The organism is Anaerocolumna sp. (assembly GCF_032079385.1).
In the GTDB taxonomy this organism is placed as follows: domain Bacteria; phylum Bacillota; class Clostridia; order Lachnospirales; family Lachnospiraceae; genus Anaerocolumna.
The window spans coordinates 152,318-164,728 of record NZ_DAMAUC010000004.1 but is presented as its reverse complement, the minus strand read 5'-3'; the positions used below and the strand labels follow the sequence as shown (position 1 = coordinate 164,728).

Sequence of the window (12,411 nt, the reverse complement as noted above, 5' to 3'; positions counted from 1 at the left end):
CAGGCAAACTTTCTATTATACCTTAAAACGTTCTACTTCCTCTAACATCTGATCCGTGGCATTATTCAGCATGGAAGCAGCTGAAGCAACTTCTTCTGCTGATGCACTCATTTCTTCCGAAGATGCTGATATTTCCTCCGCAGATGCAGATACTTCCATAGAAACAGAAGAAATGCCTTCTATTCTACTCATCACTTTATTCTTATCTTCTTCAATATCTTGAGCTTGAGACTGAATTATCTCAATTTTTGGAATAATTTCATCAATTGCACCAATAATTTTCTTAAAGGATACTAATGATTTCTCAATTACTGTCACCTGATTTAACAGTTCATTATCCATGGTAACAGAATTTTGCATCATACTGCCTGCGCCATCCGATATCCCTGCAACTACTTTGCTTATGTTTTCTGAGGATATCTTTGATTGTTCCGCAAGCTTTCTTATTTCCTCCGCAACTACAGAAAATCCTTTTCCAGCTTCCCCTGCTCTTGCGGCTTCTATTGCTGCATTTAATGCTAATAAATTAGTTTGTTCCGCTATGCTGTTAATTAAATCCGTAATTTCTCCAATCCGACCAATCTCATCACCAAGAGTAACAATTTTATTATAAAATTCTTTAAAGGAGTTACTGATGTCCATAACAGATTGGTTTAACAAATTCATCTCATTACTGCTATCTGCAGCCATAATACTGATTTCCCTTGAATTCGTACCTACTGCCTCTATCTCATCTCCCATACCGGTTATTTTATTATTAAATTGCTCTAAAATCCCGGTAATCTGAATCAAATCTTCAGACTGACTATTGGTTCCTCTTGCCACCTCAGATATTGTTTCTGTAACATTTTGAGAAACATGGGCAATTTCATCCGTAACAGAAGTTAGATTTTCGGATTGATTACTAATATCCAAGGAATTTTCTTTTATCTTATTTATCATTCCTTTAATTGATTCTTGCATGTCATACATAAAACGGGTCATTTCCCCGATTTCATCTTTTAATTTTAAATATTTTGGAGATACTTCCACCCTTAGATTTCCCTCTGCTAACAGTTTTAAATGCTTTGAGGTGGATTTAATTCCCTTTGTCATGGAATTTGCAATGAAATATACCACAGCTAAACTAATGATAATAAATATAGCTGAAACAACTACATCCGTTGATTTTAAGCTATCCAATACTGATAAAGCATCATCCTGAGTCATTGTAATAGCCACTGACCAGCCGGTTCCTGATATAGGCGCATAACCCATAAATTTATTAATATCTTGATAATAAATTTCACCGGTACCGGTTTCGCCGGCAACCATTCTCATCTCAATTTCAGCCAATTTTTCAAGACTTTTATCTGTTTTTGCAGCTGCAATATCACTTATTTGTTGAAGTACCTTATTTGGGTCCGGATTTGCGATTGAAACTCCCTCTTTATTAATCATAAAAGCAGTACCGTTTTTTCCGGCTTGAACTGCATTTGTAATTTCACTTAAAAAATTTCCATCCCTTGTTTCCAATAGAAGTCCAATAGTTTCTCCATTCTCAATAATTGGCACCACAAAAGGTACTACCAATATGTTTTCACCAATAACAACCGGGTCTGCCGCTATACTATCTCCCCCTATTGCTTTGGGGAAATATTCTCTATTCTTAAGTGAATCCGTTGTTCCATCTGTATTAGTCAAGTTCCCCTCTAAGCTTACTATTCCCATTCGAAGGGCTCCGATTCTTTCTCCCTCTTTGGCAAGAATCTTTAATTTAGTCTCTATAGGGATATTAGGATCTTTTATCTCCTCCCTTGCAGCAATGGCTTCCAATGTTTTTAATTCGCCGTCCAGCCTTGAGCGGATATTTCCTGCCGTCTCTTCTGCAATTTCCGGCAATAATATTTTTAAATTCGTTTTCAGGGCATTTAATGAATTTATGTAAGAAATAAATCCCAGTCCTATACACGTAACGGCCAGCAATGTCCCGAAATATACCACTAGCTTTGTTTTTATACTTTTCATAGTTTATCCTACTTCCTTGCTATTTTAATTTTCCCATGGTAACTCTTAGTAAAATATCCATTTTTTATCATAGCATTTTCAATTTGAATTTTCAATTTATATTTTAGATAAGCATTTATTATAAATTTTCAAATTTATATAAATATTTAACATGAAAATTTAAATACTACACATTCAATAGAAGCAGGATTCTTATCTACTTAAGGCAATTATTACTTTCTTTTTTGCAGCTCTGATCCAGTTCAAAGTATAGATTGGTTACATCCAAGAAATTTTTTTCAACTTGTCTGCAGATGCTCCCAACTTTGCTTTTGCCTTTGCAGAAGAATGGATGTTCCTTCTATAGACTATAATATATCGTTAAGCTTGATTTTGGAACTGGCTCATATATAATTTTTCATAGAACCCTTTCTTTGCTATTAATTCATCATGGGTTCCCTGTTCGATAATGGTTCCGTTATTCATAACAAGGATTAAATCCGCATTTCTAATAGTGGAAAGACGGTGGGCAATTACAAAACTGGTTCTGCCCTTCATGATATTTTTCATAGCTGTCTGAAGCATTAATTCGAGTCTGGTATCTACGGAACTTGTAGCTTCATCCAGGATTAAAATAGCTGGATCTGCCAAGAACGCTCTCGCTATTGTTAAAAGCTGCTTCTCACCCACAGATACGTTTGAAGATTCTTCGTTCAATATCATATTGTAGCCATCTGGCTGCGTTTTGATAAAATGGTTTACATTTGCTGTTTTTGCAGCATTTACAATCTCTTGCTGGTTTGCATCCTCTTTCCCGTATTTTATATTATCAGCAATGGTTCCGTTAAATAACCAGGTGTCCTGTAACACCATACCAAAGATAGAGCGAAGATCATCCCGCTTCATATCCTTAATATTGACACTGTCCACCTTGATTGCACCTTTATTTACGTCATAAAAACGCATTAAAAGATTGATAAGAGTGGTTTTTCCAGCACCGGTGGGGCCTACAATTGCTACCATTTGACCACTTTTCACGTCGATATTCAGATGATCAATAAGCATTTTATCTTCGTTGTAACCAAAAGATACATCTTCAAAAGTAACATTTCCTTTTAAATGGTCTATTTTTACCGGTTTGTAAGCTTCCGGTACTTCTTCTGTTTCTGAAAGAAATTCAAATACTCTTCCCGCTGCTGCCATGGCAGATTGAATAGCGGAGGACAATTGTGTCACCTGCTCCAGTGGCTCATTTAACTGCCACATATAACGGATAAAGGCTTGAAGCTGTCCAACTGTTATGGCACCTGTAATTGTAAATGTGGCACCTAATATACAAACAGCTACAATGGCTATATAAGTAAGGAAGGAAATTAAGGGTGACATCAGCCCTGATACAAACTGGGCTTTAAATCCGTTTTCACAGAGGTTATTATTTATCTCCTTAAACTGTTCTATGGAATCCTCTTGCTTTCCGTATAGTTTAATTTCCGTTAATCCTGTGTATCTTTCTTGAATGTAACCATTTAAGTCACCCAGAGCCAGCTGCTGTCTCTTAAACATAGAGGAAGAACGCTTCATAATAAATTTCATAGTCAAAACGCTTCCCGGAATCAGTAAAACTGCAATCCCACCCATAATCGGATTAATATAAAACATTAGTATAACTGCTAAAATAATGGATAAGAACGCACTGAGTATCCTTGATAAACTCTGCTGCAGTGCATTTGACATAGTATCGATATCATTTGAGATAATACTGAGAATATCTCCTACTGTACGTTTATCAAAATAGCTGATTGGCAGCTTTGCAATCTTTTTTTGCACATCATTTCTTAAATCACGCATTGTATTTTGTATGCCATTTGTTAAAAAATATTGTGAACCGAAGCTGCAAAGTACGTTTCCGATATAAATAGCAAGCAGCAGTTTCAAGATTTTAATGACATAGGAAAAGTTGATAGAGGCCCCAGGAACTTTGTTGACGATATCTACAACATCATCTTTTAGTCTCGTTGTTATTAAACCTTCCACCATTGGTGCCGCTGATAAAAAGCCGGAGTATCCTATCGTAAGAAGAACAGCCACTATGAAAAATTTTAGGTATGGTTTTATATATGGGTATAGTTTTCTCATCGCTCTAGTTCCTCCTTTGTTAATTGTGAATCTGCAATTTCATAATATACTTTGCATGACTTTAATAGTTCTTTATGAGTTCCCGTGCCAACCACTTCACCCTCATTTAGTACTATTATTTTGTCTGCATTCATGATTGTACTAATTCTTTGGGCAACAATAAATACAACGGACTCTTTTGTTTCTTCTTTCAGTGCGGCACGTAAAGCAGCATCCGTTTTATAGTCAAGGGCAGAAAAGCTATCATCAAAAATATAGATTTCAGGTTTTCTAATCAATGCTCTGGCAATGGAAATTCGCTGTTTTTGACCGCCTGATACATTTTTTGCACCTTCACTTATATACTCCTGTAATTTATCCGGTTTATTCTCAATAAATTCCTTTGCCTGGGCTATTTCAATTGCATGATCTATTTCTTCCGGTGTGGCATCGGGATTACCAAATTTAAGATTTTCTTCTATGGTTCCTTTAAATAAAAATGCTTTTTGAGGAATAAAACCAATCTTTTGACGAAGTGCTTTTAAGTCATAGCTACGTATATCTACACCATCAACTTTGATAGAACCCACTGATACATCATAAAATCTTGGAATTAAATTAATTAATGTACTCTTTCCGCTGCCTGTACTACCGATAAATGCTACGGTTTCCCCTTTTTTCGCAGTAAAGGATACCTCCTTTAACACTGGGAGCTCGCCATCTGGATACTGAAACGTAACATGGTCAAATTCTACCATACCTTTATTTTCAGTTGTAATCGCTATAGGGTTACCCTCTGTAGGGCTTTTCACTAAAGGTTCCTCATCCAGTAATTCCTGAATACGGTTTGCAGACACCTGAGCTCTGGGATACATTACAAATACCATGGAAAATAGCATAATAGAGAACATTGCATGAAACTGATACTCTAAGAATGCAACTAACTGTCCAACTTGTAAGGTACCTTTGTCAATCATTACACTTGATATCCAAAACACTGCCATCATTGCAATGTGCAATAAAAAGAAAAAGGCCGGCTGTGTGAATGACATGATTTTAAATAATTTCTTCGAATTGGAAGCATAGTCATCATTGATTTCTGCAAAACGTTCTGCTTCATATTCGCTTTTTCGAAAGGCTCTGATTACACGGACCCCTGTTAAATTTTCTCTTGAAATTCGATTCAACCGATCCATGCCTTTTTGCTGCTTCTCTGAAAGGGGATTGGTTAATTTGGCAATGATAATAACCCCTGCTACTATAAATGGTAAGCTTCCTCCGATAACCAGAGAGAGATTCGTACTAGTTTTGATAGTCATAAAAACACTAATAAAAATCATTACCGGTGTCAAAAGTGCAGTTCGAAATAACATATTGGAAAACAACATTAACTGAAATGCATCATTAGTTGTACGTGTAATCATAGAAGATACACCAAATTTATTATACTCTGTATGAGAGAATTTCTGCGACTGAGCAAAAACATCGTTTCTGATATCACGAATCATATAGGTAGAAATTCTGGATGAAGCATAAGTTAATAAAATGGTACCTGCACCTCCAAGGACACAGACAATCAGCATGATTACTCCCATCTTCTTAACATAAGCTATATCACCATTACCTATTCCGTTATCGATCATCCATGCCATGACCGTAGGAATTCCCAGCTGTACCGCTACGAAACTAAAGATTCCTATGGTGTTTAACAAAATTAGTTTCGGATATCTTTTCAGGTATTTTAACATTAATTTCATAACATAACTCCTTTATCTTTGCTGAATAAATTACACAAATAATTTCAGCCATATTCCTTGACAGGAAAAGGCTGTTTGACTATTATAAACTATAAGGTTGTCTTATAGTCAAGAAGAAAAATTTTTGATAAAGTTTTCGATAAAATTTTTGATAAGTTTTGATAAGTTTTTGATAAAAAATTTCGATAAATTCTTTTACTAAAGAGCTGCGGCTGCTAACATGAAATCCCTAAAATACTGCGTTGAACCGAGGTAATTATATGTCTGAAAATAAAAATGAATACCTAACAACAGGAGAATTTGCAAAAATCTGTGGAATCCCTAAACATATTTTATTTCATTATGACCAGATAAAGCTTTTTCAACCTGAAATCACAAAAGAGAATGGCTACCGCTATTATTCTTTCCGGCAATTTGATACTTTTTCTATTATCTCTGCTCTTAAAAGGCTGGGAATGCCTTTAAAAGAAATTAAAAAGTACATGGATGAAAGAAATCCTGAAAAATTGATAAATTTACTGGAGCAAAAATCTAGCGAAGTAACTCAGGAAATTGTTAAATTAAAAAAGACTAAAAGTGAGATTGATTCTCTTAAAGACTTAACAGTGAATGCCTTATCCGTAAAATACAATATTATTGAGCCGGTCTATCATAAAAGTATGAAAGCTTTATGCAGTACTTTTATGGATAATGGCAGTGACAACTCTTACTCAAATTTTTTAACAGAACTAATTGCATTCCGAAATAGTAGTAATGCAAGTATGATTGATTTTCTGGGTGCATCACTTACTATTGACAATATCCTCGAAAAAAGATTTGACAGCTTTTCCTATCTGTATACGAAAACAAACAATTCTAGTAAAAAAAACAACACTCTGGTGCGAAAAGAGGGTTGGTATCTTCAAGTTTATTATAAGGGAAGTTATCGTAATATCAGTGAGATGTACACAAAGATTATACAGTACGCAAAGGAGCACCAGATAAAACTTGGGAAAAATGCTTATGAAGAATACCTTATATTTGAAATTGGGACAAAGAACAGAGAAGATTATGTTACATTAATATTGGTTGAAATTGAGAGCGAACCACAGAAACATTAAACAAACAGAGGCATAAAGTATGACAGCATTCTATTTTCTGCCTTTGTATTTATAGTATTTTTCTGAATATGCTTATTATATAAGGCTTTCAGGAAAATACTATGTGTGTTCGAGACCTTCCGCACGTAAAACAAAACCCATTACTTTATGTTAGTTCATAATTCATCATACAGAATAATTGCTACATTTTTTTATAAATTCATTAAAATTCTACGCAGAATATCAAGCACGACGGGAATATTACTCCTCCCGTTAAATGACGGGTGGAATCCGCTTTGAGATTACATGATTTAATGGACTTCCTTTTATGCGAAACGAATCAGATCGTAGGAAATGCAGGTCGGACAACCAGTTCGTTCATCCTTTACAATAGCCGCGTCAATTTGAAAGGTATCTCGTAACACAGCAGGAGTCATGACCTCCTTTGGCGTACCGTGGCAGATTATGTTACCACTTCGCATAGCAATCATATAATCAGCAAAGCGAGCTGCTAAATTTAAATCATGTAAAACCATTACAATGGTACAACTCTGTTCGCGGTTTAAGCGGTAAAGTAATTCGAGTACTTCAAGCTGATAGGTTAAATCCAGATAGGTGGTGGGTTCGTCTAGCAAAATCAATTCAGTTTGTTGAGCCAATGCCATAGCAATCCATACCCGTTGACGCTGACCACCTGATAGGCAGTCCACCGTCGCCATCTCATATTCCCCTAGACATGTCACTTTAAGTGCCCATTGAATTATTTCTTTATCCTTAGGATTTAATTTTCCAAACCCTTGCTGATGAGGATACCGTCCATAAGCTACCAGCTCACCAACCGTCAACCCGGACGGAGCTTGTGGCGATTGCGGTAATACTGCCATTTTCTGCGCAACTTCCTTCGTAGACAGACTCCTTATATCCTCTCCATCTATATACACCAGACCGCCCCGAGGTTTTAGCAGCCTTCCGACGGCCTTTAAGACAGTAGATTTTCCACAGCCGTTAGGGCCTATAATTGTTGTAATCTTTCCTTTGGGTATCTTCATATCCAAGTCTCCTACCACGAGGTTATCATCATAAGAAATAGATAGATGCTCTGTTGTAATGCTATTCATCTTGCTTGCTCCTTTCATTACTGCCTACTCTTCGACAGCAGATATAGAAAATACGGTGCGCCAATAATTGCAACCATGATTCCGGTGGGAAGCTCGACTGGCTGAAGGATAACTCTCGCTACTGTATCCGCTGCTAATACTAATACTGCACCAGCCAGGGCACAGGTTGGAAGTAAAATAGTATGCCGGGAACCAACCAGCCGTCTTGCCATATGGGGTGCGATCAATCCTACAAATCCAATGCCACCACTGACCGAAACACAGGATGCAGCTAGAGCAACCGATACCGCCAAAAACCTACGTCTTTCCCGTTCCACCGGCACACCAAGACTTAAGGCCACATCTTCACCCATACTCAGGACATCAAGTACCCGGGCTTTATATATAACATAGGGTACCAATAATAAAAGCCACGGTAGCAATGCCATAACAAAACGCCAACTACTTCCCCAAATACTTCCCGCCTGCCAGTTTGCCACAAAATCAAACTGAGTTTCATCCAGTCGTATGACAAGTACTGTAGTTAGTGCTGAAATCCCCGACTGCACTGCAATACCTGTTAAAATCAAACGCATGGGTACAATCCCCTCTCCTTTTTTATAAGAAAGTACATAGATTAACACCGCAGTGATACCTGCACCAACCAAGGCTAAAAATGGAAGTATAAATACTGCGGACATCGTTTTGCTACCCAAAAAAAGAACATAGAGAATCACCATAAGACCTGCGCCCGCATTTATACCCAAAAGCCCTGGATCAGCTAATGGATTCTTGGAAATTCCCTGAATAATACAACCGGATAAGGCCAGCCCCCCGCCTACCAAAGCCGAAACAACAATGCGGGGCAATCGAAATTTGAATAGAATTAGATTTTCATTGTCCGTCCCTCCCCCAAACAACGTACGTAGAGTATCCGCTGGAGAAAGTTTTGTATAGCCTGTATTCATACTGATAATAAAGGATAGGACAAGAATCACCCCAAAGACAACGAGAATAAGGAAATTTCTCATCGTTTTCTTATATTTTTGTCTTTCAATCTTTTCTTGTAATGTCATTAAAAAGCCCTCCTTTGCCGACGTGCCAATACTAGAAAGAAGGGTACACCTACTAACGCAATTAATGCTCCGATGGGCACTTCAAAAGGTGGATTCAAAGTGCGTGTTCCTAAATCCGCAAGCACTACAAGTATCGCTCCCAATACTGCGGAAGAAGGAATGATTAACCGATAATCCACACCCACCAGAAAACGTGCCAAATGGGGCACCATCAAGCCGATAAATCCAACTGCACCTACAACTGACACAGATGCACCTGCTAAAATTAAAACAACCAGAGAACATAATACATTGATTACTAAGGTATTTAACCCCAAACCCTTGGCTACCTCTTCACCGAGGCTAAGCAGGGAAACGGAACGAGAAAGTACCACTGCCCCCATCAGGGCACCCAATATCCAGGGTGTTATAATTCTAATTTGCTCCCAGTTAGATCCGGCAACACCACCTACCGTCCAAAACATAATATTTTGCGCTACACCAAAATACAAAGCGATTCCCTGACTGATTGCAGTGAGAAGCGCACTAACAGCTGCTCCTGCTAGAACAAGCCTCATTGGAGACGCCCCGCCCCGAGGCAAAGAAGCAACCCCATTAACAATACCAGCTCCAAAAGCTGCTCCAAGAAAAGAAAACAGTATTAACTGATGATAATTCATCGTTGGAAAAAAAGCAAAGCAAACAGAAAGCGCAAATCCAGCCCCAGCATTAAGTCCTAGTAAGCCTGAATCAGCCATGGGATTACGAGTCATTCCCTGCATGATGGAACCGGCAACAGCAAATGCCGCCCCTACTAGTGCGCTTGCAACCACTCGGGGTAAACGTGCATCAATGACAATCAGATGACGGGTATTTTCTGCATCGAAATGGCAGAAAGCCTCCCATACGGTTTGAATCGGAATTGGTACAGACCCCTTCGTAATGGAAAAAGCCATAAGTAGCGCAAGCAGGCCCAATCCCACTGTTAATATAAGCCATGCAGCCCAAGTACGGCAATTTTTATTCTCTTCTTTATGTTTCATATAAAAGATGATCCTCCTACAGCTTGTTACTACTTAATTAGGAAAAAGGCAGGCGTAGGCATCAAATGACTCTGCCACCACCCGCCATATATAAATTACCTACTTGGTATAAATATCTGTTATTTTCTCTGCTCCAAGCACCAAGGAAAGAGGTCCATAACTATTCATATTCTCGTCAAAGTAATATACCCTGTTATTTTTCACAGCATCAAGTGATTTCCATAAAGAGTTATTCTCCATACTTTTCACAAATGCTGTCGCAACTTCAAAATTGTGCTGGAAAACGATATAGTACGGATTCATTTCAGCCACAGTCTCAAGGGAAAGCGTATCAGCTGCATCCGTAAATCCGTTGGGCTTTGTTAAACCAAAGACTTCGTAATATTTTGCCATCCCCTGGGAAATAAAGCTTTTTCCATCGGTTCGGAACAATGCTAATGTTCGATCGGTATAAGGCTCCAGCGTTTCTTTCGTTTCAGTAATTAATTGCTCAATATTTTTAATCACTTCCTCTGCCTTGTCTTCCAGTCCCATCACCTGAGCGCAGAGCATCAGTTGACTTTGCCAAGTGTTACTGTAGTTTATCTGAATCACAGGAGCGATTTCAAGTAATTGTTCATACTGTTCCAATCCTGCCGGATTATAGAATGTTACAATCACATCTGGCTGTGCGGCCAAAACTGCCTCTAAGCTAAGATTATGAGAATTACCAAGCATGATAATATCCTCATCCTTTAGATAAGGCCACAATAATTCGGAGGACTCCAGCGCTTCTACATTCCCCTGTGCATTACCAAGGGCTGCCGCTGCTGGTGGTGCGCCTAGCGCTAGAAAATGCTCCAGATAAACTACATGTAGCAGAGCGATACGTTCTGGTTTTGTTTCCAGCACAATTTCATTGCCAGTAGCATCGATTATGGTACGTGGCCAAGCCTCTTCGCTATCCTCTTGCTGTTCCTCAATTGGTGTCGGTGTATTCGTAGTGTTATCCTGCGATGTGACTTCCTTATTATCCACAGGGGTGATTTGACTGTTGTCCGTAGGTGATTTGCTACAGGAGATTAACGTTCCTGCCATAAGTACTAATGAAATGAATATACCAATCCATTTTTTCATGTTTTCCTCCATTCTCGCGCACATTTAGCGCGTATAAAGCTTTGCACAAACCCTATGAGCACAAAACTTATAAGATTGAAGGCGTTGTCCCTTCAACCGCTTCCTTTAATAAGATTGGTTAGCTTAGACTAACCCTATATCAAAGGCTAGTCTAACAAAACTTTATTCTTAATGGAATAGAAAAACCCCGAATTCTATATGGATTATTCCTGATTTTTTCTAAAATCACTAGGAGAACATCCGAATCGTTTGCGAAATGACCGACTAAAATATAATGGATCGGGATACCCAACATTAATCGCTATCTCCTTCACCGAAGAATTCCCTGTTATCAGCATTTCCCTGGCTCGATTCAATCGATAAGTGGCTAGATATTGCCCTGCACCCATGCCTGCATTTTTTAGAAATATGTAGTAAAGCTGGTTGTCATTAATACCATTCTGCAGTGCCAAGTCATGGATGGAAAGGGATTCCATGTAATGCTCTTGGATATAAGATGATACCTTTTCAAACAACATCCCATCTCCTTTTTCCGAGTGATTACGGGCACATACAAAAACCTCGTCTAAAATACAACGAAACAGCATTTCTTTCTGAAAAGCAGGAAGACCACCCGGAAGATCTGATATATTCCAGAGGCGATACAGCAACTCTGTTAAGCGAGTGCTATGGCCAACGGTTAATTCTGTATGTAATTTTGACAGACAAACATCTCCCTCTTCTGGATAAAAAACCTGATATAAAACCAAAATATATTCCCATTTTGTATTTCCCACCACTCGTGTATCGAGAGCCATATTCGCTCCCCCTAAAATAACGTTGCTCGGCTTAGCATAATAAGAAACTCCGTTAAAATGATACTGCGCTTGACCATTCATGGGAAATATAATACCTGGATAAGGCGATGTTCTTCCCTTACCAGAAGTACCCGGCACGATGGTATAGCGATATACGCCCTGTACTTTGAAGAAAAGGGATGCATAATGTGCAATCAGACGATTCAATTCGATTTCCATAAGATTAACTCTCCCTTGTTTTACAAAATTTAAGATACAGTGGTTAGCTTAAGCTAACCACTGTATCTTATCACGTAGCTGCACAATATACAAGAATTTAAGTATTGTAAGTAGAAGAACCGGCAAAGGCATTATTAATTATCATAA

The 12,411-nt window shown here is 38.2% G+C and carries 9 protein-coding genes; 1 reads left to right on the top strand and 8 read right to left on the bottom strand.

Annotated features, from left to right (window positions below; all coding sequences use genetic code 11):
• Positions 1 to 15 precede the first annotated feature (15 nt).
• The 3 genes from RT261_RS05290 to RT261_RS05280 all read right to left on the bottom strand — a co-directional run bounded on the left by RT261_RS05290 (position 16) and on the right by RT261_RS05280 (position 5,858).
• Entirely contained in the window at positions 16 to 2,007 is a 1,992-nt protein-coding gene (locus RT261_RS05290) for a methyl-accepting chemotaxis protein (RefSeq protein WP_313130292.1), read from the bottom strand.
• Positions 2,008 to 2,367: 360 nt separating this feature from the next.
• Complete coding sequence (locus tag RT261_RS05285; protein ID WP_313130290.1) at positions 2,368 to 4,122, bottom strand: ABC transporter ATP-binding protein; 1,755 nt, start codon at positions 4,120 to 4,122, stop codon at positions 2,368 to 2,370.
• Positions 4,119 to 5,858, bottom strand: coding sequence for an ABC transporter ATP-binding protein (locus tag RT261_RS05280; protein ID WP_313130287.1), 1,740 nt, complete (start codon positions 5,856 to 5,858; stop codon positions 4,119 to 4,121). The genes RT261_RS05285 and RT261_RS05280 overlap by 4 nt, the downstream gene beginning before the upstream one ends.
• Positions 5,859 to 6,118: 260 nt before the next feature.
• On the opposite strand from RT261_RS05280, the gene RT261_RS05275 reads away from it, so the two are divergent.
• Positions 6,119 to 6,958, top strand: coding sequence for a MerR family transcriptional regulator (locus tag RT261_RS05275; RefSeq protein ID WP_313130285.1), 840 nt, complete (start codon positions 6,119 to 6,121; stop codon positions 6,956 to 6,958).
• 305 nt (positions 6,959 to 7,263) lie between these two features.
• Here RT261_RS05275 and RT261_RS05270 read toward each other — a convergent pair whose 3' ends face one another.
• From RT261_RS05270 to RT261_RS05250, 5 genes are all read right to left on the bottom strand, one after another.
• On the bottom strand, positions 7,264 to 8,055 hold the full coding sequence (locus RT261_RS05270) for an ABC transporter ATP-binding protein (RefSeq protein ID WP_313130282.1): 792 nt from the start codon (positions 8,053 to 8,055) through the stop codon (positions 7,264 to 7,266).
• Positions 8,056 to 8,072: 17 nt separating this feature from the next.
• Entirely contained in the window at positions 8,073 to 9,065 is a 993-nt protein-coding gene (locus RT261_RS05265; RefSeq protein ID WP_331665417.1) for a FecCD family ABC transporter permease, read from the bottom strand.
• Between the two features lie 44 nt (positions 9,066 to 9,109).
• A complete protein-coding gene (locus RT261_RS05260; protein ID WP_313130276.1) occupies positions 9,110 to 10,132 on the bottom strand; it encodes a FecCD family ABC transporter permease in 1,023 nt (340 codons plus the stop codon).
• A 99-nt stretch (positions 10,133 to 10,231) separates the two neighbouring features.
• Complete coding sequence (locus RT261_RS05255) at positions 10,232 to 11,260, bottom strand: ABC transporter substrate-binding protein (RefSeq protein ID WP_313130274.1); 1,029 nt, start codon at positions 11,258 to 11,260, stop codon at positions 10,232 to 10,234.
• 191 nt (positions 11,261 to 11,451) lie between these two features.
• Positions 11,452 to 12,264: a helix-turn-helix transcriptional regulator gene (locus tag RT261_RS05250; protein ID WP_313130272.1), complete on the bottom strand. Its 813-nt coding sequence runs from the start codon at positions 12,262 to 12,264 to the stop codon at positions 11,452 to 11,454.
• Between the last annotated feature and the right edge of the window lie 147 nt (positions 12,265 to 12,411).

Bases quoted from the DNA above. Each gene is read 5' to 3' on its own strand.
- RT261_RS05255 (WP_313130274.1), bottom strand. From the start codon at position 11,260: ATGGAGGAAAACATGAAAAAATGGATTGGTATATTCATTTCATTAGTA.
- RT261_RS05270 (WP_313130282.1), bottom strand. From the start codon at position 8,055: ATGAATAGCATTACAACAGAGCATCTATCTATTTCTTATGATGATAAC.
- RT261_RS05285 (WP_313130290.1), bottom strand. From the start codon at position 4,122: ATGAGAAAACTATACCCATATATAAAACCATACCTAAAATTTTTCATA.
- RT261_RS05260 (WP_313130276.1), bottom strand. From the start codon at position 10,132: ATGAAACATAAAGAAGAGAATAAAAATTGCCGTACTTGGGCTGCATGG.
- RT261_RS05265 (WP_331665417.1), bottom strand. From the start codon at position 9,065: ATGAGAAATTTCCTTATTCTCGTTGTCTTTGGGGTGATTCTTGTCCTA.
- RT261_RS05290 (WP_313130292.1), bottom strand. From the start codon at position 2,007: ATGAAAAGTATAAAAACAAAGCTAGTGGTATATTTCGGGACATTGCTG.
- RT261_RS05280 (WP_313130287.1), bottom strand. From the start codon at position 5,858: ATGAAATTAATGTTAAAATACCTGAAAAGATATCCGAAACTAATTTTG.
- RT261_RS05275 (WP_313130285.1), top strand. From the start codon at position 6,119: ATGTCTGAAAATAAAAATGAATACCTAACAACAGGAGAATTTGCAAAA.
- RT261_RS05250 (WP_313130272.1), bottom strand. From the start codon at position 12,264: ATGGAAATCGAATTGAATCGTCTGATTGCACATTATGCATCCCTTTTC.